The 20,546-nt window shown below is 44.6% G+C and carries 21 protein-coding genes and 1 pseudogene; 3 read left to right on the top strand and 19 right to left on the bottom strand.

Going from position 1 to position 20,546, the window contains the following annotated elements; translation table 11 throughout:
- Together ACE1CM_RS39920 and ACE1CM_RS39925 are read left to right on the top strand one after the other, a co-directional pair.
- Nucleotides 1-106: transposase (locus ACE1CM_RS39920; protein WP_374875749.1), on the top strand; the 106-nt coding region annotated here is incomplete at its 5' end.
- Nucleotides 87-260 carry a hypothetical protein gene (locus ACE1CM_RS39925; RefSeq protein ID WP_374884675.1) on the top strand — a complete coding sequence of 58 codons (174 nt, stop codon included), beginning with the start codon at nucleotides 87-89 and terminating at the stop codon, nucleotides 258-260. The genes ACE1CM_RS39920 and ACE1CM_RS39925, both read left to right, overlap by 20 nt.
- Nucleotides 261-291: 31 nt before the next feature.
- On the opposite strand, the pseudogene ACE1CM_RS39930 reads toward ACE1CM_RS39925, so the two are convergent.
- The 11 genes and pseudogenes from ACE1CM_RS39930 to ACE1CM_RS39980 all read right to left on the bottom strand — a co-directional run.
- Nucleotides 292-555 (bottom strand): annotated as a pseudogene (locus tag ACE1CM_RS39930) (late competence development ComFB family protein); the annotation flags it as partial.
- A gap of 534 nt (nucleotides 556-1,089) precedes the next feature.
- On the bottom strand, nucleotides 1,090-2,145 hold the full coding sequence (locus tag ACE1CM_RS39935; protein WP_374884602.1) for a glycosyltransferase family 4 protein: 1,056 nt from the start codon (nucleotides 2,143-2,145) through the stop codon (nucleotides 1,090-1,092).
- 22 nt (nucleotides 2,146-2,167) lie between these two features.
- A complete protein-coding gene (locus ACE1CM_RS39940; RefSeq protein ID WP_374884604.1) occupies nucleotides 2,168-2,950 on the bottom strand; it encodes a class I SAM-dependent DNA methyltransferase in 783 nt (260 codons plus the stop codon).
- Between the two features lie 15 nt (nucleotides 2,951-2,965).
- On the bottom strand, nucleotides 2,966-3,229 hold the full coding sequence (locus ACE1CM_RS39945; protein ID WP_374884606.1) for a hypothetical protein: 264 nt from the start codon (nucleotides 3,227-3,229) through the stop codon (nucleotides 2,966-2,968).
- A gap of 87 nt (nucleotides 3,230-3,316) precedes the next feature.
- Nucleotides 3,317-3,712: a methyltransferase, TIGR04325 family gene (locus tag ACE1CM_RS39950; RefSeq protein ID WP_374884608.1), complete on the bottom strand. Its 396-nt coding sequence runs from the start codon at nucleotides 3,710-3,712 to the stop codon at nucleotides 3,317-3,319.
- An 8-nt stretch (nucleotides 3,713-3,720) separates the two neighbouring features.
- Nucleotides 3,721-4,839: a DegT/DnrJ/EryC1/StrS family aminotransferase gene (locus ACE1CM_RS39955; protein ID WP_374884609.1), complete on the bottom strand. Its 1,119-nt coding sequence runs from the start codon at nucleotides 4,837-4,839 to the stop codon at nucleotides 3,721-3,723.
- Nucleotides 4,840-4,897: 58 nt separating this feature from the next.
- Nucleotides 4,898-5,383 carry a hypothetical protein gene (locus ACE1CM_RS39960; RefSeq protein WP_374884610.1) on the bottom strand — a complete coding sequence of 162 codons (486 nt, stop codon included), beginning with the start codon at nucleotides 5,381-5,383 and terminating at the stop codon, nucleotides 4,898-4,900.
- 1,249 nt (nucleotides 5,384-6,632) lie between these two features.
- The gene (minE, locus tag ACE1CM_RS39965) at nucleotides 6,633-6,905 is read right to left on the bottom strand and encodes a cell division topological specificity factor MinE (RefSeq protein ID WP_226574225.1); all 273 of its coding nucleotides are present in this window, start codon (nucleotides 6,903-6,905) and stop codon (nucleotides 6,633-6,635) included.
- Nucleotides 6,906-6,932: 27 nt separating this feature from the next.
- Complete coding sequence (gene minD, locus ACE1CM_RS39970) at nucleotides 6,933-7,730, bottom strand: septum site-determining protein MinD (RefSeq protein WP_374884612.1); 798 nt, start codon at nucleotides 7,728-7,730, stop codon at nucleotides 6,933-6,935.
- 116 nt (nucleotides 7,731-7,846) lie between these two features.
- Nucleotides 7,847-8,626, bottom strand: a complete 780-nt coding sequence (minC, locus tag ACE1CM_RS39975) for a septum site-determining protein MinC (protein ID WP_374884676.1) — start codon at nucleotides 8,624-8,626, stop codon at nucleotides 7,847-7,849.
- Between the two features lie 522 nt (nucleotides 8,627-9,148).
- Entirely contained in the window at nucleotides 9,149-11,059 is a 1,911-nt protein-coding gene (locus ACE1CM_RS39980) for a hypothetical protein (protein ID WP_374884613.1), read from the bottom strand.
- A 135-nt stretch (nucleotides 11,060-11,194) separates the two neighbouring features.
- Between ACE1CM_RS39980 and ACE1CM_RS39985 the strand changes: the two genes are divergently transcribed.
- Nucleotides 11,195-11,347, top strand: coding sequence for a hypothetical protein (locus tag ACE1CM_RS39985; RefSeq protein WP_374884614.1), 153 nt, complete (start codon nucleotides 11,195-11,197; stop codon nucleotides 11,345-11,347).
- Here the strand turns inward: ACE1CM_RS39985 and ACE1CM_RS39990 are convergent.
- The 8 genes from ACE1CM_RS39990 to ACE1CM_RS40025 all read right to left on the bottom strand — a co-directional run bounded on the left by ACE1CM_RS39990 (nucleotide 11,326) and on the right by ACE1CM_RS40025 (nucleotide 20,523).
- Nucleotides 11,326-12,705, bottom strand: coding sequence for a four-carbon acid sugar kinase family protein (locus ACE1CM_RS39990; RefSeq protein ID WP_374884616.1), 1,380 nt, complete (start codon nucleotides 12,703-12,705; stop codon nucleotides 11,326-11,328). The two genes, ACE1CM_RS39985 and ACE1CM_RS39990, sit on opposite strands and share 22 nt — an antisense overlap.
- Nucleotides 12,706-12,878: 173 nt before the next feature.
- On the bottom strand, nucleotides 12,879-13,577 hold the full coding sequence (locus ACE1CM_RS39995; protein ID WP_374884617.1) for a hypothetical protein: 699 nt from the start codon (nucleotides 13,575-13,577) through the stop codon (nucleotides 12,879-12,881).
- A complete protein-coding gene (locus ACE1CM_RS40000; protein ID WP_374884619.1) occupies nucleotides 13,574-14,218 on the bottom strand; it encodes a hypothetical protein in 645 nt (214 codons plus the stop codon). Before ACE1CM_RS40000 ends, ACE1CM_RS39995 begins: the two co-directional genes overlap by 4 nt.
- Before the next feature lie 589 nt (nucleotides 14,219-14,807).
- A complete protein-coding gene (locus ACE1CM_RS40005; protein ID WP_374884621.1) occupies nucleotides 14,808-15,797 on the bottom strand; it encodes a polysaccharide deacetylase family protein in 990 nt (329 codons plus the stop codon).
- A gap of 66 nt (nucleotides 15,798-15,863) precedes the next feature.
- Complete coding sequence (locus ACE1CM_RS40010; protein WP_374884622.1) at nucleotides 15,864-17,444, bottom strand: glycosyltransferase family 39 protein; 1,581 nt, start codon at nucleotides 17,442-17,444, stop codon at nucleotides 15,864-15,866.
- 119 nt (nucleotides 17,445-17,563) lie between these two features.
- A complete protein-coding gene (locus ACE1CM_RS40015) occupies nucleotides 17,564-17,971 on the bottom strand; it encodes a hypothetical protein (protein WP_374884624.1) in 408 nt (135 codons plus the stop codon).
- Between the two features lie 215 nt (nucleotides 17,972-18,186).
- The gene (locus ACE1CM_RS40020) at nucleotides 18,187-19,035 is read right to left on the bottom strand and encodes a methyltransferase domain-containing protein (RefSeq protein ID WP_374884625.1); all 849 of its coding nucleotides are present in this window, start codon (nucleotides 19,033-19,035) and stop codon (nucleotides 18,187-18,189) included.
- Between the two features lie 141 nt (nucleotides 19,036-19,176).
- A complete protein-coding gene (locus ACE1CM_RS40025) occupies nucleotides 19,177-20,523 on the bottom strand; it encodes an NAD(P)/FAD-dependent oxidoreductase (RefSeq protein ID WP_374884626.1) in 1,347 nt (448 codons plus the stop codon).
- Between the last annotated feature and the right edge of the window lie 23 nt (nucleotides 20,524-20,546).

Here is a 20,546-nt window from a genome sequence, read left to right on the forward strand (position 1 = left end):
TCATAAAGAAGCGCTTTGGAGTCCCAGCTACTTTGCTATATCTGTAGTCGGCGCACCACTCGAAGTTCTCAAACAGTACATCAGAAATCAAGAAAAGCCGTCCTAGAAGGACGGGGCAAAAGACCCATTTCTTTGGTGAAATATTTATAACCGCAGATAAGCTGATTTATAGGCAGATTTTTGCACGTAAGATGCCCATTGTTGTCTGCGAATTGAACCCTTCAAAATGTCTTTTTGCTCGACTGTTGCTTCTCCTTTGAGCGGGGTTGAACTTTTTAAGGGGTCTTTTTGCACCGCCGCCAATCCCTGCCGCACCGCTGTAACAATTTGCTCCTTGAGCTGCTGTTTTGCACGTAGCTGTTGCCGACGCCATCCTTCTTCACTGGTAGCATACAAGGCAGGCAAACGATTGAGGGCGTAAGCCATGACTTGTGCCGGATTGAGATATTGTACTATCTGCTTTGGTAGGCGGTGTAGCTGCTGCTCTAATTCTTCAGCGACTAACGGTTCAATGGCATTGCGGTAAATTGGAATTTTATCAGCTAGTTCCGTCATGGCTGCTGCTTTCCCCCAAGTTTGACAGATTGATTTCTATCTGGTATTATTCTAACTATTTTCCTGAATAAGAAGAAGCGAACCAGACTGGTTTAAATTTTTAGCTTTGCTTTCATATTTTTGATTAAATAGAAATATTTCTTCGATATTTTTTGCATGTGTATATATTTGATTAAAGCTTAAAACTTAGGGTGAAGCGGTACGGAAAGGCGTACTGCATCGGGGGTGGTTACCGGGGGGGAAATAACAACATCCTAATTGGGCATCCCATAATATTATGTCCGTTCGGGTGCTGCACGAGCGGGGCGGGTCTAATATCATGTCCGTTTGCATCAGTTGTATATAGTTAATTGTGCGAAAAGCTGTTTTTTCCCTCCCACCTACTCACCTGCCCACCTGCTCACCCGCTAGCCTAACGCTACCTTCGCCAGCGGACATGATATAACGAGATCTCTCGCCGTTCCGCCGACTGATTGGTAAAACCCGCCCCTACTCCCGTCAAAAACACTTGCACTACCTTGGCGAAGGGAGTAGCTATTTTACCGATTGCAGCAGCTTAGCAAGATTTTCGACGAAATCTTCGCTGTTGTGGTGCTGGGATACTAGCTCATAACCGCGTTTTGCTTGAGCTTGCGCTTCGTTGGGGTTATCGAGTAGGTGGATAATTGCCTGTCTGAGTCCGTTCAAATCTTCTGGTTCTACAACTGTCACGGTTCCCGGCGTTTGGAGATAATCTTTTAATCCTTTAGTTAGAGTACAAATCACAGGTCGGCAACATGCCATTGCTTCGATGAGAGCTGTCACTCCAGCCGAATCTATACTTTCAAATAAGCTGACTACTACAATGTCAGCGTCTCGATAAAGCTGCACCAATTCATTCCACTCATAGAACCTCCGAGACATATTCGCTGGCATAGTTTTAGGAAATGATTTTACCAGGGGCTTTACATCTCGTGAAAAGCCACTGATTTTCACATCTACATCTAGGTCAGCCGTGGCATCTGCTAGAATTTTATAATTCCGCTTTTCTAACCCGACGCTGGCAATTATGGGTCGCTGTTTATCGGCTGAGACTGGACCGGGTGAGAAAAAACGAGTATCAATTTGTTCGGGCAATTTATAGACGCGATTTTTGGGTACTTGCAAGTAGCGCAGGATTAAATCGATTTGAGGCTGGGTGTTGGAGACAAACAAATCAATTCGTTCCCAGGCACGAAAAAGTTTTAAGCTTGCACGGACACGTAGGCGATTTACAGTATGGAAAAATACAACTATCTTCGGGCGGTTTGGTTTAGCACCGCAGAGGGCTAGGATCGGGATGCCGATGTCTTCCCCTGTGCAATAGATAACATCATCTCCATCGAGTGTTTCTGCTAAGCTGCGGGCTAATGCCCACTGTTCGGGCTTACTGATCAGATGCGATCGCAACCTATCTACAAACAGGATGGAATCGTTTCCTGGTGTATGAATTGTTGCGCCCAACTCTTGGCTAAGCGTCCACATCACATGCCTTGGGCGCTTTCCCTGTTGAGCTTCTCGGTTGATGTTTTCTAAATTGAGTTGGCTGCCTAGAGCCAAGTGATATCTCATATTGGTCTCCTTTGCAATATATCTATGCGGATCTGGTTTGATATCTGCCGATAAAATAGACATTCCAAGTGTTACACCCTGGCTCTCTATCCGTCATCCACTCACCAGTGGCAATCGAGTCAAATTCGTGCTGGGAAAACAGCCAATCGACTTCTGGCTTAAATAAGTATCGCATTGCGTGAACCTCTCGCAGTTCTTCTACGGCATCGGTGGTGCGATCGCGTATTAATACTTGATATTTGACATCCACAGTATTTTGATTTGGCTGCAGTACGGGTTCAGCAATTCGAGTCACCATAATTTTTTCATCCTCTAGGCGCTTGACTCGCACCATCGGGCGATCGCTCAATACTGCTGGTCCGTACCAACAGTCAAACAGAAATATCCCTCCTGGTTTCAGATGCTCTTTGGCAGTTGCAAACGCAGCTTGTAACGCCTGATTTGTTGTCTGATAACTCACCACGTGAAACAACGAGATGACGACATCAAATTTTTTATCCAACCGCACAGTTTGCATATCACCTAGCACGAACTGCAACTTAGATGCTTGCTCCTGGCTAAGAGTTAATAACCGTTGCTGTGCCGACTCCAGCATTTCTTTACTGCGGTCTACACCACAAATTTGATACCCTTTATCTGCCAATAAGGAAGCATGAATTCCCGTACCACAACCCAGTTCCAGAATAGTTTCTGCCTCCGGCATATACCTTTGTATTAGGGTATGGACGTGGTTTGCTTCGCCGACGTAGTCCTTATCCCGGTACAGTAAATCGTAATAGCTAGCGTAATTGCCAAAAACCTGCATTTTTTTAGCTCAACTTCAAGTACAAACCGTTAAAACTAGGGATGTGAACTCTGGGTGAAAGGGAACGGAACAAGGTTCAGCGCGATCTTTCCAACTGTCGATTAATTTATAGCCCAATCCACAGATAGACTCGATGAATTCATTCCGATTCATGACATTGACGGGATAAAATACCAGCCCTCCATTTTGCAATGTGACAAACGACTTTCCTTCACACAGCGGTAATCTGATCAGCAGTAAATGGTTGGGTTTGCGGTTAAGCTTTGACAGTAATTCCACGAAGGTTGTTCCCAGGTATTGAATTGAGCCTTATCCCATCAGTATATTGGCTTTTTCTGCCTCTTCAAACTGACTGGTGAAGACAATTTATGTCCTTTTTTCTTGTGCGGCTATTTCTTCTCCTGCCTTAATAATTTCTGGTAATTCGCAAACAATCCATTTAAACTTTTGTGGATATTTGATGTATTTCTCATACCCATAAAAATGGTTACCCATATTTCCACCAAAGTCAAAGACTGTAGATCCTTCTTGCAGCAGATCCTTGAGCCAAAACAGGATTGGATAGTCGTAGGAACCAATTGCTTTATAAAAGTTGCTTTGATACTCTTTGGCTAAATCGGCGTGGTTATAGCCTATCTTGCGGTTTTTTGGTGCTGATGCGATCGCTTGTTCGGTCGTGGCAAAAATGCCCCGATAGCTGCCATAAGCTCCTGGAAAGCGGAGATACCAGTAGAGCGATCGCATCAACTGAGTCGGTTCCATTACTCCTCCTACTTTAAAATTTCCTTCAATGCAGATGCGACAAGCTCAATCTGCGTCGTTGTAAGTGCCATTCCACTGGGTACGTAAAACCCTCGCCGCGCTAGACGTTCTGCCACCGGATACGACTCGCCTTCAAACAAGCCCATTTTTTTGAATACGGGTTGTTCGTGCATTCCCCAGAAAAATGGACGGGTACCAATTTGGTGCTGTCCCAAACACTTCATTGCGTAAGCTGCATCGAAAGGTACTTCCTCGTTCAAAACTACACCGTAAACCCAATAAATATTATCTGAGTAAGCAGTAGCAGCTAGGGGGAGTTCCAATCCCGGAACATCGGATAATAACTGAGTATAGTACTGCCCCATGCGACGCTTGCGGGCGACAAACTCATCTAGCCTTTCTAGCTGAGCTAAACCTAACGCTGCTTGCAGGTTTGTCATCCTCAAGTTCCAGCCTAACTCTTCGTGGACAAATCGCTGTTGCGGCTGAAAACAGAGGTTACGGAGAGAGCGACAACGAGCTGCTAGACGATCGTCATTGGTGACAATCATGCCTCCTTCGCCCGTAGTGATGTGCTTGTTGGGGTAGAAGCTGAAAGTACTCAGGTCGCCAAAGCTGCCGCAGGGTTTACCCTTATAGGTTTGTCCGTGCATTTCAGCAGCATCTTCTATTATCGACAACCCGTGCTGCTGGGCAAGTTGCAGGATGGGGTCTACATCGACGGTTAATCCATATATATGGACGATCAGAATGGCTTTTGTGCGCGGAGTTATTTTTTCAGCGATTGCCGACACGTCCATGTTCCACGTGCGCGGATCTGAGTCTACCACAACAGGTTTCGCTCCTGCTCTCACTACAGCTGCTGCACAGGAAATAATCGTAAAAGTGGGGAGAATTACCTCATCTCCCGGCCCAATTTCCAACGCAGCAATCGCCGCATCCAAAGCAGCCGAACCATTTGTGACAGCAATACCGTGCTTGCGGTTAACCCGTGCCGCCAATTCTTCCTCAAACTTTTGCACAAACGGACCTTCTGAAGAAATCCAGCCCGTATCAATGCATTCGTTGAGGTATTGCTTTTCTTTGCCATCCAAAAGTGGCTGATTAACCGGAATGAAATCTGCCATAAAGTTGCGTTCTATGTTTTTGGATCAATCGTGGATCAATCGGCTAGCCTTGCCAATTTTATACTATGCAGGAGCTAACCGCGCGTGATGGCTGTGAGATATATTTCCCACCTCTCTGGTGAGGCACAAACCGCGTCTTATCATGCTCTCCAACATAAGGACCCTGTTTAATTTCAATCATTTCCACCTCTTCAATCACCTCGAAGCCATGCCCACCTTGAATCAGCAATATTGTATCCCCAGCATAAAGAATGTGGCTTTCCAGGTATTCTTGCTGTTCCGTATAAAAGTCTACTCGCAGCTTACCCTGTTTAATTAGAATAACTTCTTGAGTATAGTATACTTCTCGAGCCACGGGATTATGAACGTGAGGTTGAATCACTTTTCCCTTACTATGCCGCATGTAAGCAACTTGTTGCGATAAGTTACTTGGTGTAAAAAAGTGAATCCCTGGTTCTCTGAAATTGGCAGATATGATGATTCCCAGAACACTCCCGTCATGAGTGACTTTTTGAATTAGTTGCAGCTCTAATACACTTGACATAATGCCTCTTTTTTTTCTTTGTTTCTCTATTATATCTGACTGCAAAATTTTGTCAAACCTGTTGTTAAATTTACATTTTTATACATCTATGTATTTTCAACTACTTTTTTTAAAAAATTACTACCATTAAAAGTACTTACGCACGAAGATCGTAGAAACCGGGTTTCTACGTATATCTCTAGTTGCCAAACCAACGATTTTTCAGAGAAACTTTGGTGTTTGCGTAAGTCGCGATTAATATATTGATAGGGCTTTTCAATATTCAGTGAGCTAAAGCATTTGCAAGAGTGGGGAAGAGATGGAAGAATTCTTTTGTATCTTCCTTGTCTTTCCGAGATCCCCGCTCTCCCTCATCTGAGCGTAAACCGCTATTTTATTCCATCAAACTTTTTGTAGTATATACATTCTTCGGTTAAATAAATGTTAAGGTTAAGTTATGGTTTGTCCAGAACCTTGAGGTAGCTGCTGCAACAATAGGAGGAGTAATATCATGTGCGTTTGATTACCCATAGTTAGGACTGACGCTCTGAGTTTTAATTATGGGTGATTTCCCAGACATGATATAATATCGTCTCCCGAGATCATCTGAATTATTACGACCGCTCCAGGAGCAGAGGTCCAGGTGCAAAGGGGAGAAACTAACAATACCTCTGTAGACGGATTTGATCTAATAAGGTGATAGGTAATAGGTAATTGGTAATCGGTAATTGTCAAGATGGCAAAAGGATTTTAATCAAATTACCAATTAGCTATTAACTCAAGTTGCTAGTTATCTCTCTGGGAGCGGCTAATGGCGTTCCCAGGCGACCGCCTGGGGAACGAGGCTAATGGCGAGATTGGTAAAAATCCTATATTAGCAATTAGCAATTAGCAATTAGCAAAGCCGATAACTAGCAACTTGCGTGATTACCAATTACTAGCAACTTGAGTTGGTGGTAGCAGTTCAATAGTTATTTTTCCTTAAATTATTTATCAGCTATAGGACTTACGCAAACACCAAAGTTTCTATGCAAAATCGTCGCTTTGGAATTAGAGATCGTAGCAAGAAACCCGGTTTCTACGATCGTCGTGGGTAAGTCCCGAGCTATTTTCCTTCCAGATAATTTACCGAAAATTTAAGCCTAAATTTGCCGTAAATGCTGGTATTACTGCTGAGATTGGGAAAGATCGCAAGGGTTCGCCTGCTGACGATCGAGTCTACTCACCGGATCGCGATCGGGCAGCGTTGCCGCTTTTGTATCGCCTACCCCTAAGAATCTTCCTTCACCCGTCGAATGGGCAAATTGGCAATTAATGCCGTAGCGCGTTCTTGGCTTTCAATGGAAAACTCTAACCCCTCGCCGTCGAGTTCGACGTAACGAGAAACAACTTCCAAGATTTCCTGTCGCATTGACTCCATCGCCTCCGGGGAAAGTCCCGTGCGATCGTGGGCGATCACAAGTTTGAGGCGACGCTTGACATCCTCGCGGCTGTTTTTAGCGCCTGTCCAAGGAAAAAGCCGTTCTAGCAGTTGGTTAATCATGGTTGTTCGCTATGGCAAAAATTACGACTAATTCTGAAACAGGCGACGGAGGCGGGTCAAGAAGCCGTCGGGGGGTAGTTCCAGGTCGAGGAATTCGACTTTTTCGCCTGCCAAACGGCGAGCGATGTTATGATAAGCGTTTCCTGGTAAAGAAAGCTCGGTTGCCAGTGATAGAGGTTCGCCACGGTTGCTAGAGACGATAATGCGCTCGTCATCGGGGACAATGCCGATGAGGGGAATTGCCAAAATTTCCTGAACGTCTTGCACCGACATCATTTCATTGGCTTGCACCATTTTGGGGCGGATGCGGTTGACGATCAAGTGCATCCGCTTGACGCTGTGGGTTTCCAACATGCCAATCACTCTGTCGGCGTCGCGGACGGCGGCAATTTCGGGGGTGGTGACGATCAAAGCTTCTTGTGCGCCCGCGATCGCATTGCGAAAACCCATCTCAATTCCGGCAGGAGAGTCGATTAAAACGTATTCATAGGATTTTGCCAACTCGCCGACCAAGTTTTTCATCTGGTCGGGATTAACTGCTTCCTTGGTGCGAGTTTGCGCTGCTGGTAACAGTGCCAGTCGGGGTTGCCGTTTATCTTTTACCAAAGCTTGGTCTAGCTTGCACTCGCCGGTAATCACTTCGACTGCGGTGTAGACGATGCGGTTTTCCAAACCCAGCAGTAAGTCTAAATTTCTCAGACCAAAATCGGCATCTACAACAACTACGGTACGACCTTGTTGAGCAAGCGCCATGCCAATATTGGCGGTACAGGTGGTCTTACCCACTCCTCCTTTGCCAGATGCGATGACAATAATACGACCCATAGCGGATTTTGGTAATTGGTAATTGGTAATTGGTAATTGGTAATGGGTAATTGCTAATTGCTAATTGCTAATTGCTAATTCTCACCTGCCCACCTGCCCACCTGCCCACCTGCCAATTATTGGGGTCTGGTAAAACCTGCTGCTTTGGCGATGCGAATACCCGTTGGGGTTACGTAAGCGACTTCTGGGAAAAATTGGGCGGGTGGTTTTTCCGGTGCCCTCGCCAGGTAATCTGCAATTCGCAGTTGAGTCGGTTCCATTTGCAGCGCCATAATTAAACACCCGGTATTGCCTTTAGCACCGGCGTGGGCGACGCCCCGCAGCCTGCCCCAGACTAGAATATCGCCATCGGCGACGACCATACTGCCGGGGTTGAGGTCGCCCAAGATGACTACGGTGCCGGGATGGCGAATTTCCATGCCAGAGCGGAGGGTAGTTTCTAAGTATAGCGGTTCTGCCATTGCCTGTCCGGGGGTGGCGATCGGTTGATTGAGGGATGCGATCGCTGAGTGTTGTTCGACGCAGTACCCCGCAGTTGCTGCTGCTACGGCGGTTTGGCGGCGACTGGTATGAACTTTTGCCAGAGTCAGTTGGTATTCGCCCAAGGCGTCGGCAACTTCTTGCAATTGCCGTCCATCCAACAAGCGATTTTGCGCCATTAGATCCACAGGGGTGTTCGGTTGCCAAAAACGATCGCCACCACCGAGACGCTGTTTGAGTTGTTGCCAAATTTCTGACCAAGCGCAAGCAGAATCTTTTGGATCGGTGTCGGGTGGCAATATCAACACCAAGCGTCCTTCCTCGCTTTTAAGCTGGACAGAGAGGCGTGGGTCTACTTCCTGGGGGCTAGTGGTAACTGTCTCCACCCTTGATGGAACTGAAGAATCAACAGTCATGGGACGATCTGCCTCTGCGGCTACTGACAAATTAACTATATTACGAGCCAGTCCAATTGTAAGCTTACTCCCGGCCCAAGCACGGGAGCTTTCGCCACCATCTTCACTGCGGTCTTTTTCACTAGCCCTGCAATACACCTCTAGTCTCTAATTGGGGAGCATTTAAGATGTACCACGAGCCTCCAGGCTGGCTTGCATTCTGGGTTCCCACCAGGATCTTGCGTATGCTTGGACTCCAGATGTTTTTTCTACAACCGGGATACCCCGGACAGCCCTCTTTGCTCTACTTGCGCGTCTACTCGCTATTATACTAACATAATGGGAAAAACTTGCGTTGATAAAAGCCGTCCTAGAAGGACGGGGCAAAAGACCCAATTTTTCGGTGAAGAAACCTCTATCAGTCAGAAACCATGTTTCTCAATCGGGGACTGTCCTTTAAACGAACCGCCAAGAAGCCATAGACGCTTTCAGAGGCGCACTCGTTGAGTAGGACGCCAAGAACAAGAGCAGATTTGTATGTGGTTATGGTTCAAGCTTGTACAACCGATATTTAAGCACTTGATCGAAATCTCTTGTTTCTAATTTTTCTCCTTCTGGAAACAGATCTTTCACAGTAGTTACTAATCGATAATTTTTGATTTTATCTTTTAATCCCGCGCGGAGTTCAATCGGCCCTGGTTGCCCAGCAAAGTCATAAAAAGACGGTGGATTTTTCGATTCCTTTTCAATTGCTGGAGCTAGAGGTGTTTCTATTATCCACTCAGGTGGGTTTGCTTTTAACGCAGCAACTGCTTTGCGCGCATCATTTAGTGTCACGGCATCGGCATATGCTACATCGTTCCTGGTCGGATTTTTGCAATCTAGTAAAGTATATAATACTGGGGCGGAACCGTATATAAAGCAAGAGTCTCCCGGCTTAATATATTGACGCAGCATCGAGAAAGCCTTCGCTTTTTCCTGATGTACTGTAATAAATTTTGTCATCGGGTGGTTCAGGCTATAGTTATTTTTGTAAAACCCGACATAAATCCCTTCTTGTCCAAGAGAATGACTAATAACCTGACTATAAAATACACCGATTGCTACTAATAAAAATGCCGTTGATAGTCTTTTTTTCCAGGCATTTGGAATTTGAGTAGACGCGATCGCTACTAGCATAACTAGCGCAATCAACATCCTTGTGCTGACATAGCTGCGCCCCACCCACGACATTTGCATCGACCAAACTGTTCCCAATGTCAACGCTACCAAAATTGAAAAAATTGGCGCTGATAAGCCTAAAAAAGCTTCGGTCTTTGTTGGCAACAAACAACCCATTAAAAAAATTATACTCAAAGAAATTCTCGGAATATCATAAATAAATATTTCCGAAATAATTTGACCTATACTATGATTTCCAGTTGTGCCAAGCCGAGCAATTTCTTGGATAGCTATCCCCAAGATTGCTAAAACAGGAATTAAAACGCCAATTTTCTGGTTTAAGGCTTGCTGTTTTGGCGAATTTGAAGCAGATTTAATTAAAATAAAAATTCCTCCGATTATCAACAATGGAATAACATTGTATAAAATAGTTTTTATGATGGCGTTGGTGACAGAAGAACCAAAGAATGCCCCTCCTGATAAAGCATCTAACGCTCCAGAGAAGGCACTAAAATTCTTTTTTTCGCCTGCGGCGATAAAGAGTTCATAAATCGCTGCTGACATTGCTTGATTGAGCAGAAGAAAGGAAGCGATCGCTACCAAGCTTACACACACACCTGCGATTAAGGGAAGGGTGACTTTTTGAATATATGCTTTCCCATATTTGAGAGAATGACACAGAATAACCACTGAGGTAACTAATATGCAAAGTATGCCATTACTTTGGCGCAATCCTACAGTTAAACCTAGATAAATTCCCGCTAGCAAAATGTATAAGTATGCATTTTGTGATTCTAGGTTTTTGCAGCCTATAACTATAAATATTCCGGCAATTGTTAAAAACAGATTGACCCAATACTCATGTCCTGAACTAATCAATTCGGGAGCGAGCAGGGATAATCCGATACAAATGTTAATCGATATAAATCTAGAGGTGAATTGTCTAAGTGTAAAATATAAAGCCAGTAAGGTAAATAGTTTTACTAACAATCCAACTACTAGACTTGAAAAGTAATACTGTCCGAGCAATTTTTGAAATAAAGCATTGACGAAAATGGCGATCAAGCCAGTTTGATAAGAAAAATCTCGATAGGGGAAGTCGCCATTTAGGATGCGATTTCCGAAGTGAAATATTTGACCATAATCTGACCAGTTTAATCCTCTATTTGCTCCATAAATACTCGAAATAATTATGGCGACGGATAAAACTAATAATGTGGTAAATTCCCTGTTGCTTCTCCCAAAAATATTTGCAAAAAAAGTGGAAATTTTTGGAGATTTTAGCAAATTCATAAATATCCCTCAATCGTTTCGCTTGAGTTGTTAGCTTTTCTATTTTGACACACTGGTGGAAAGACTGCCTCATGGGTATCGAACCACATCAGGGAAAACGCATCTAAGATCGAATAAGATTGCTATAGCGTAGACATGACCGCAAAGAAACCGGGTTTCTGGGAAAAATTGTTGGTTTGGCAACTAGAGATTGAGGCAGAAACAAAGGTGATAGGATCGTCGTTGCTATCTGGTGCGATCGCCTTCATCGGGCGATCGCATTCACATTACCGAGTTAGTCGCCGATAAATTGTCGCCAACGCATCCGCATCTCCCACATTTCCCGGAAACAAAACTACGGGCAAATTCGGAAACAAAGGATGGTCAGCAGGGGTGCGTACCATCGAACATCCGGCTAAAATTTGTCCCAGCAATCGCGCCGCAGTTAAAGCCAAACCCGTGCTTAAAACATCATTAGAAGTAATTCCCCCTTTACTAATCAAAAACCCAATATCGGCAGGTAAACCGCGCACCACATCCATTAACAAAGCCGAAACCGCTGCCCCAAATGCCAGACGAGTTTCTACGTCGTTAAATGTAAGTTCCTGACGGCTGGTATATACTACCGGCGTTTTCCCCCTATTGTGAGCATCTCGAACTTGTTGGAGAATTTGATGCAAAAGTTGGTCTTGTTGTTGTGGCGAGTCATCTAGCAAATGAGATACATCAATTTCAACACCAACGATACCGGATTCTTGCAGCAAGCGTCCCAATTGTTCGGTCGTCTTTTTGACGTGTGAACCGACAATAACTGCACCCGGTTTTCCCTGGCGCACGTACTGCGCCATATCGTCTGCGGCAACAGGTTGAGCGCCTAAATTCGCCAGGGAAGTTAAAATGCTGGCAGCACTGCGGAATAGAAAGCGCTTTCCTTGACTTGCGGCGGCGAGAATATCGGCGGCAAATTGGTTTAAATCTGCTTGAGTTTCTCCATCTACGACGCCACAAGTATTGTTAGTTAATTTCATCAGTCGTTCCAAACTTCCGGCGCGAATATCTGCGAGTAAAAATCGCTCTACAGCATCGGCTTTAATCTTACCCCCGGTTTTTTCTTCTACATAGTCAGGTAAGTAACTGTGACGATATCCAAAAACCGAATCGCGGGCAAATTCGGTTTCGTGTACGGGCGTTTCGACGCCGTTAACTATGAGATAATGCACGCTATCTTTGGTGAGGCGTCCGCCCTCGAAAAATGCCGGAACGAGAAAATGGGCATCAAATGGGCCAAGTTCTTGGGCGATAACGTCGGTTTCAATCGGATAATGTCCCCGCAGCGTGGAATCGGAACGACTGACAATCAGGATCCCCCCCGTAGCCCCCCCTTGAGAAGGGGGGATCCCCCCCGTAGCCCCCCCTTGAGAAGGGGGGGTTGGGGGGGATCCGGCGATCGCCTGTTTTAAGTTCTGGCATACTTCTTTGGTAACGGCGGTAGCTTGTTCTGGAGTTAGCGCCCTCGTATTCGTCAGCACGAAGAAAATGGGCGATTCATCAGCCAATCCCAAGCGCAACGTTTCCACATCCCAGCGCGTCAGCAGCAAGCAGCTGTGGACGGTTTGAGAGCCGGTCGGGTCGTCATCTAATACAATAATTTTGGGTTTGGTTGCCATCTTCTTGTAAGTTCGTAGTGAGGACTTCAGTCCTCATTGTCTCAGGATAATTGCAAATTTCAGATTTCAGATTTCAGATTTCATATTTGCTAATGGCTAAAAGCTAATGGTAGATATAGAAAATATTCCCATGAGCAATGAGCAATGAGCAATGAGCAATTACCAATTACCAATTACCCAATTCTTTTCTGTTGCAATTTTCTCATTTCTGCTTGAACGTCTACTGCAATCTGCAATGCATCGTTGAGTAGCCGTCCGTACTCGCTGGCTTGGTCGCTGCTAGTTTGCATTGCTTGCAAGGTTCTCAAATTATTGGCAAATAGTTCTGGATTGGTAGATATTACTTGCTTGTTTTCTCTTAAAATTCTTTCGGTTTTCAACGCGCGAACTAGATCGTCTCTGGTGAGTTGCAATCCTTCAATAACTTTTGCGCGATCGCTTAAACTTGTCCCTGCTGTTCCCGCTGCTTCCAACTGGTCGTTTATATGGATAGCGTTGATAACTGCATGATATTTATCGACTTCATCCAGCAGGCTGACGAGCAACTTAGAACGGTTTTTTTGACTCAAAAACCACCGACCCGTCGCCACCAGAATTGGGACTATAATTAGCAATGCGATCGCAGTGGGAATAGATGACCCCAGAATAGGAAAGATAACAAATGTGTAAATTACCCCGACGATAATGGGGGTGAGTGCCAAACCTATTAGTATTTCATTTAAGAACAAACTCCAGCGCTTTTGGGCATTTCGCAAAATCGAGGTTCTGAAAACATCATCTGGATCGACTCCAATCAGACGTTTTAGTTCTCCCTTGGTAATTTCTAACCCGACTAAATCTGGTTGCATGGAATGCCAATTCTCCTCTTTCATAACTGCCGATTTTGCAATTGTCTCATTTCGTCTTGGATGCTCATGCCAATTTCAAACGCTTCATTTAAAAGCCGCCCGTACTCGCTGGCTTTTTCGCCTACTTGCAAGGCTGCTAACGCGGTTAAATTATTAGCAAATAGTTCGGGATTCAGTTTGATAAAATGCTCGTTTTCCCTTAAAATCCTCTCAGTCTTTAAAGCGCGGATTAAATCTTCCCGCGTTAGTTTAAGGGCTTGAATCACCCGCGATCTTTGCTGTAATCGGACTCCGGGGTTTCCGGCGGCTTCGATTTGGTCATTAATATCGATACTTTGAATCACGGCGTTATAGCGTTCTACATCTTCTATAATACTGATAAAATGACGGTGTTTTTGACTTAAATATATCTTTATGGCATCCTCAATAACTAACCAAACTGCTAGCAGCAAATGCACTATAATTAAAAGTATACGATGGGTAGGAAAAACTTGAAATAGAAAAATACAGCTGACCGAAAGTATCCCGATGAGGCCAACTGTTTTGAGAATTTCCGCTAAAAACTTACGCGGTGAAGCGGGTTTGAACACAGCATTTACACTCACACCACTTAAGCGTTTGAGTTCTCCTTTAGTAATTTCTAAACCTTGTAAATCCTTTTGCATAGTGGCGCGTTCTCTCTATCATATGATGTGCGGCTTTTCACCCATAGTATAAATCGAGGTGCATTATTGGTGATATCATATCCGGTCCTATGACCTTAATAAGTTCGTAGTCAGGACTTTAGTCCTTATCCGTCATCCTAGTAAGGACTGAAGTCCTGACTACAAACAATTTTTATTACGGGCAATTGACCGGACTTCATATCACCAACTGTTTTTGACCGCACTCTAGGGTCTTGCTTGCAAGTCCCCCATCCTCTGCATTCTAGCCTGCTGACGCCAAAAGCGCCGCCGATGGCGTCTTACTAGGAGAGGGACTTGAAGGGACTTGCAAGCACAGCCCCGATATAGGACAAATGTACTGCTAAGACCTAGTGGAACGCTGATGGAGATTCAGGAAGAATTGAAGTTTTGATCGTAGCCAGCTTTTCGGAGCAATCCAGCGTCAAAATTGCCAATCGATATCGCCACCTAAAAGTCTCAGGACTTACCCACGACGAGAAAAGAAACTTTGGTGAGACCGTCGATCTCTGGTTCCCAAACCAAGGATTTTTCGTAGAAACCGGGAATATGAGCGTAAGTTCTGAGTCTTTTAAACTCCTACCTGACGGAAGCGGGGTTCTACCCTGGGAAGTTTGACCCGTTCAGTTGCTAACTCAGCGTGTTGCTGCATTGTTACTATCGTAAATTGCTCGGATAGCAGGCCAACTAACTTACTGAGCAAGGCTAATTTTTTGCCACCGGGAAGGTTCATTGCTGGGAAAAAAGATAGTTCTGGAATGTCATCGCCGCCGAGAAAATCGAGCGGGTGCAATAGCAAGGAAGGTTGGGTTCCTGTTAAGCGGCAGAGTTTCAAAGCGATATGGAAATAAAGCCGCGCCAGGGGGGCAGAAAATACGCTTAAATAAAGCAAATAGCTGAAATGAATCGGCACTTTAAAAATCGGCAGCGTTGTTACTGGAATTTCTATGATTCCGCCGGTATTTAACTGCCACTGGTAGGGTTTGAGGGGTCGAAATCCTTCATCTAACGTGCCAAAAAGAACTTTCCGCTGTTCCATTTCTTCCTGGCTCAATTTACTGGTCATAAAGTAGTAAGCTCTTGCCAGTGGGCCGAGGAAGGTGGGAAATGTGGAAGCCTCGTACTGATAGCCGCGTCGTGCTAAAACTTGCAATGTGCTGCGGGAAATGCTGAATCCTGGGCCGCGAAAGCCAATGGGTTTTTTGCCAGTGGCTTGTTCGATATGGTATTCTGCGCTCGCAATCTCTTTTTCTATCTCTTCTTCAGAGTAAAGGTGTAACCAAGGTTCGTGCTTAAACGAGTGATTTCCGATTTCGTGTCCCGCCTCAGCAATCGATCTGAGTGCTGCATGGTTCTTTTCTAATGCCGCATCCTGACCGACGATAAAAACGGTGATTGTTAATTTTTTATCCCCAAGAAAGTCTATAAAACGCGGCACTACAATATCCAAGTAAGAGGGAAAAGTTTCCCAACCCGGATCTCCGTGGGTTTTCATGTAAGACCACTTGTTATCCAGATCTAGGGATAGGCTAGCAATTGGTTTCTTGTTTGCGTTCATCATAAATTGGTAATGGGTAATTGGGAATTGGTAATGGTCGTTTTTCTTTGTTAAAGCAGCCGGTTAACGTCAATTTTTCTGCTTTACTTGCCATAGATACTGGGGGTAAACTGGTTCTACTTTAAGCTTATGTTTTTGTTTTAATTCATCGATGAATTTTTGAGAACTTTTGTACAAAAACACATCGCTAAAACCTTGAGTAATTTTGGCGTTCTTTGGGCTAGGTAATAACTGAATTTTCACTTTTTCATCTAAAACATGGCTGAGGGGGAACATTTTCACAAAAAAAGCATCGCTGACAATTAGTGGTTTCTTGGCTTTGTTAATAATCTCAGCCACTTTATGATTATTTTTATCTTCAGCTTTCGTCCACCAAACTGGGGATTGGGAGATAGTTACGCAGGATAACACGCCTACGGAAAGTAAAGCGATCGCGGCAATTTTCCATTGTTGATGTTTTAACGGTCGCTCGTAAGTTTTGCCCAGTTTATTTGCCAACAGGTAAGCAACTGTTAGCTGCACGAACAAACCGCTAGATACGAAATAACGAGATATCGTCGATCTGATTTGCCCTTGCATTAAATCTAATAAAATTATTACTAGCGGAGGTATTGCGATTGATATCAAAACAAATAAACCAACATTTGGAGTGTTATTTATAAATAAATAATAAATCGAATAACCGACTAATGCTAAAATAAATAATAGCAAAATAGAAAATAAAATTACGGCAATTAAACCACTGGTTTCATCGATGCTAAAATCGGCAAAAAACAAGCCAACCCCGCGAATCCAACGTTTAACTAAGGTGATGGTATACGCGGTTGTTGCTGCTTCTACAGGTTGCTTTGGATATCGAGATATGGTAATTATAGCTGGGTAAAGCCAAGGGGCAAAAGCTATTAGCGATATTACCGAGGCAATTCCATAGCAAATTAGAGTTTTAGTCAATCGAAAGCGTTGGCTTAAGACTGCATAAACCCCTTGAGTGAAAAACAGTAAAGCCGAAAATAGATGAGTATACAACCCCAAGATTACAGTGACTGCATAAGCGTTCCAACTGAGCTTTGTTTGTAGCCGCATTGCTCGCAGCAGCGAAGCATTAGATAGTAAAATTATTACCGTCCACAAACTATAAGGTCGCGCTTCTTGGGCGAAGAGGACGTGAAACGGTGAAACGGCTATTAAAGCGAGCGCTATCCACCCGACTGATGGGGATTTAAAGAGTTCCAGACACAGCCAATAAATGCTGGGAAAAACTAGCAAGCTAATTATGGCAGACAGACTGCGGAGCGCGGTGATGGAATTGCCGAATAACTGGAGCCAAAATCTAGCGATCGCAAAATACAGCGGTGGCAATTCCGGTGCTGTTTCCGCAATCCGATCGACCGTATCAAAAACTGTTTTTTCAGGACTGGGATACTGATACTTGAGTAACTCTGCAACGCTAACGATCCCACCGTTAACAATTTGATTCTCTACTTCTCGATCTGAATAACCAGAAAGATGCAGCGAGGTAAAAGCTTCATCCAGCCAGTAAGCTTTTTGGTCAAGGTTAACGAATCGACAAAATATGCCTAGCGCTAACAAAGCGATAACTAGGAATTTTAGCGCTGATGTAGATAGCCCCTGGGATATTTTCGCGTTCATAGGTTTATTTTTTGAGCTTGGGAGTTAATTCAAACACAACGGCTTGTTGGCATTCTCGAATTGCAGGAAATGTTCGACGCAAGTCAGAAATTCAGGACTTACGCGCAAGTTCCCGGTTTCTACGAAAAATCGTTGGTTTGGTGGCGAGAGATATGCCTCCCTTCCGCTTCGCGAACGACGGTCTCACCTTTGTTTCTTTTCTCGTCGTGCGTAAGTCCTGAAATTAACCAAGGATAGAGGGGAAATTCCATTTCTACATAGGCGGGGCCATCTCCTCGCCAATCAATTCTGGGGTAGAACAAATTCATCACTTCGCGATAAAAATTTCTGGCGATGCCGCTAATATCCGTTTCCCGCCAAGATAGGAGGTTGTCTACGCCGATTGGCTGTCCTATATCTAAGGTTCTTAAAACAGCACCCAGAATGAATAGGCCAAAAAGGAGCAGCTTAATTCTGTTAGGAATGATGCCAAAAACCGAAGTAACCGGGTTTCTGGTTAACGTCAAGTTGTTACGAGGCATTTTCATTATAGCCCCCTGGTTTTTGGGTAATACCTGTCTGTTTCTGTTCGCGATCTATGCACGTCACGATCGATAATTTATCGAACCATTTGATCGCCAAACAGCTTACAGTAATTTTAGATTTTAGATTGATTTTGTCTGGGATGCCCGCATCAGCAACAAATCTTATAATTTGAAATCTGAAATCTTAAATCTAAAATCTGAAATTTCCAATCAATTAACTATTGTTTTTGATACAGCGCCCAGAAAAGATCCTCTGACGGGTAAGGGATGGATAGCTCGTCGGGGATCAAATTAACTACCTTCATCGCCAGTTTTCCCAAGGTCGATCCTTTTAGCTTGTAACCAAGTAGAGATTTCCCGTGGGAAGCTTGAATCCATTTTGAGGGTCTTCCTCTGGCAATTTGGCGAAAGCCAAACTGTGTGGTGAGGTTTTGCAGTCCAGAAGGGGAGAACCAGTGGAGGACGCTAGGGGGACTGTATTCGTGCCAATTTTTACCAAAAATTCGCGCCATCAAGCTTTCTCGATTCCAAGTTTCAATCAGCCAATACCCGTTGGGTTTAGTAACTTTTTCAGCTGTCTGCAAAGCACTTTTGAGATCGAAAAAGTGAGGAATAACTTGGATCATGGTGATGAGGTCGTAGCAATCGCTGGTTTTAAACTCTTCCAGCGTCCCCGTCTCGATGGGTAACCCCAGATGCATCCGTCCGTATTCTGCCATGCGCGGGTTCGGTTCGATGCCTCTACCCGTCCATCCGCCGTCTGTGAACCCTTGAAGGATAAAACCCGCTGCGGCGCCGACATCCAGCATCGTTCCGGGTTGCATGTAACGTGCCAAAATTTTGCTGTAGCGACGGCTATGAGATCTAAGAATTTTTGCTTCGCCTAAGTAGTTGGGATAACCCGCACCCCCCCCTTCAAAGTATTCGTCGCCGTAAACTTGTTCCGCATGGGCTAAAGTTGGGCTGAGTTCGGCGAATTGGTGAAAGCAAGTTTCGCAAACTCTGATCCAATAGCCATACTTTTTAAACAAACGGCGCGTGGGTGCATCGCAAATTGGACAGTTCATAATTGGTAATTGGTAATTGGTAATTGGTAATTGGTAATTGGTAATTTAGCAGGTGGGATTATGAGAACGATTTGATGCTTGAGCGGTGGTTCAATGCTAAAAGCAATTTTTATGCACTCACCTGCTACCTCTCCATTGGTATTACACCCGCACCTCCAACCCCATGTTATTGGGCAATTCTAAAAACTGTTCGGCTACTTTTTCGGCTAGCTGAATTGTTTCGTTGACATTCAGCGTTCCGTTAACGATATGGGCTGAATTGATAATATAAACTCCTGGTATGGAAGTTGGCATCGGCGGTAATTTTTCCGAGTAATTCACCGTTGAAATTGCCAGCACGTACCTGACTCGCGAAACTTGAAAGCAAAGCAAGTCGCTGCGATCAAACCGAGGGTACATTTGGAGCAGTGCTTGGACGAATTTTTCCTCCAACTCTTTGTCGGATAGGGAAAATGCCGGGGCGTCTGATGGTACGTATTTGGGCAGGTAAACTAAGGCATTTCCACCCAAATATTTGCGGTCAACTAACGCTGACATTTCGATGACGCCGGTAAAGGGAACCCAGGTGTCGGTAATGTTCGTTACATAAAAGTTGGAAAGGGGTTTTTTCAACAACAGGGAAGCACAAATGATTCCTTGATATTCAATGCCTTTAAGCTGGGAAATTTCCGCTTCAGAAAGTCCGGAACAAACTTGAGCGGCGATGGGGGCGGCGGTTGTTAAAATGACGCGATCGAAGGTTTCTTGCTCTCGGTTTTGAAACTCGATGCTGACTTTACCCCTGCCGATAGGCTCAACTTTTGTGACTCGATGACCGAGTTTTATTTTGACGTGTTCTCCAGCCAAAACTTGACCAAATCGTTCCAAAACGCGGGCAGATCCACCGGGAACGTAGCCAAACATTTCTTTTTTTAATCCGGTGCGACGCGCGGCATATAGTCGGGCAATAATTGCCCAAATAAATGCGGCTGAGGCTTTTTTGTAATTGTCACCTAACTTGGCGCGCAACAGGGGTAGCCAGATTTTTTCAAAAGCGCGTTTTCCCGACCATTTTTTCAGCCAATCGGTGACGGGTATTTTTTCTAGTTTTTTCCAATCGTTGATTTTAGAACCGTAGATAATCGTGAAAGCAAACCGCAGCTTGTCGATTATTCCCAAAGGGAAAAAGCGCAAGAATTCGATAGAATTAGAGATAGAATAAAGTTTGCCATCGGCATACAAACCCGTTTTGGTTTCTACCCATTCGATTTCTCGTTCTAAACCGAGTTCGCCAAGCAGCGATCTCAAGCGGGTATCCGAGAGCAACGTCACGTGGTAATGCCGATCCCACACTATATCCCCCAACTGCCAAGCACTTGCCAATCCACCCAGCTCGTTAGCTCCCTCAAATAGGGTAACGTTTTTTCCTTGTTGAGCCAGTCGATGGGCAAGGGTCATGCCCAAAATACCGCCTCCTACAATTGCCCAGTTTTCTGTTTTTGGTAACATAGTCCAAATTGAAGATTGAGATT

The sequence above is a fragment of the Microseira sp. BLCC-F43 genome (assembly GCF_041929235.1).
Classification (GTDB): domain Bacteria; phylum Cyanobacteriota; class Cyanobacteriia; order Cyanobacteriales; family Aerosakkonemataceae; genus Microseira.

Excerpts from the sequence above, each read along its gene's own strand:
- ACE1CM_RS39990 (WP_374884616.1), bottom strand. The coding sequence starts at position 12,705 with ATGGCAACCAAACCCAAAATTATTGTATTAGATGACGACCCGACCGGC.
- ACE1CM_RS39955 (WP_374884609.1), bottom strand. The coding sequence starts at position 4,839 with ATGGCAGATTTCATTCCGGTTAATCAGCCACTTTTGGATGGCAAAGAA.
- ACE1CM_RS39935 (WP_374884602.1), bottom strand. The coding sequence starts at position 2,145 with ATGAGATATCACTTGGCTCTAGGCAGCCAACTCAATTTAGAAAACATC.
- ACE1CM_RS39960 (WP_374884610.1), bottom strand. The coding sequence starts at position 5,383 with ATGTCAAGTGTATTAGAGCTGCAACTAATTCAAAAAGTCACTCATGAC.
- ACE1CM_RS40005 (WP_374884621.1), bottom strand. The coding sequence starts at position 15,797 with ATGATGAACGCAAACAAGAAACCAATTGCTAGCCTATCCCTAGATCTG.
- minE (WP_226574225.1), bottom strand. The coding sequence starts at position 6,905 with ATGATTAACCAACTGCTAGAACGGCTTTTTCCTTGGACAGGCGCTAAA.
- ACE1CM_RS40000 (WP_374884619.1), bottom strand. The coding sequence starts at position 14,218 with ATGCAAAAGGATTTACAAGGTTTAGAAATTACTAAAGGAGAACTCAAA.
- ACE1CM_RS39995 (WP_374884617.1), bottom strand. The coding sequence starts at position 13,577 with ATGAAAGAGGAGAATTGGCATTCCATGCAACCAGATTTAGTCGGGTTA.
- ACE1CM_RS39980 (WP_374884613.1), bottom strand. The coding sequence starts at position 11,059 with ATGAATTTGCTAAAATCTCCAAAAATTTCCACTTTTTTTGCAAATATT.
- ACE1CM_RS40025 (WP_374884626.1), bottom strand. The coding sequence starts at position 20,523 with ATGTTACCAAAAACAGAAAACTGGGCAATTGTAGGAGGCGGTATTTTG.
- minC (WP_374884676.1), bottom strand. The coding sequence starts at position 8,626 with ATGACTGTTGATTCTTCAGTTCCATCAAGGGTGGAGACAGTTACCACT.
- minD (WP_374884612.1), bottom strand. The coding sequence starts at position 7,730 with ATGGGTCGTATTATTGTCATCGCATCTGGCAAAGGAGGAGTGGGTAAG.
- ACE1CM_RS39940 (WP_374884604.1), bottom strand. The coding sequence starts at position 2,950 with ATGCAGGTTTTTGGCAATTACGCTAGCTATTACGATTTACTGTACCGG.
- ACE1CM_RS40010 (WP_374884622.1), bottom strand. The coding sequence starts at position 17,444 with ATGAACGCGAAAATATCCCAGGGGCTATCTACATCAGCGCTAAAATTC.
- ACE1CM_RS39985 (WP_374884614.1), top strand. The coding sequence starts at position 11,195 with ATGACCGCAAAGAAACCGGGTTTCTGGGAAAAATTGTTGGTTTGGCAA.
- ACE1CM_RS40015 (WP_374884624.1), bottom strand. The coding sequence starts at position 17,971 with ATGAAAATGCCTCGTAACAACTTGACGTTAACCAGAAACCCGGTTACT.
- ACE1CM_RS39950 (WP_374884608.1), bottom strand. The coding sequence starts at position 3,712 with ATGGAACCGACTCAGTTGATGCGATCGCTCTACTGGTATCTCCGCTTT.
- ACE1CM_RS40020 (WP_374884625.1), bottom strand. The coding sequence starts at position 19,035 with ATGAACTGTCCAATTTGCGATGCACCCACGCGCCGTTTGTTTAAAAAG.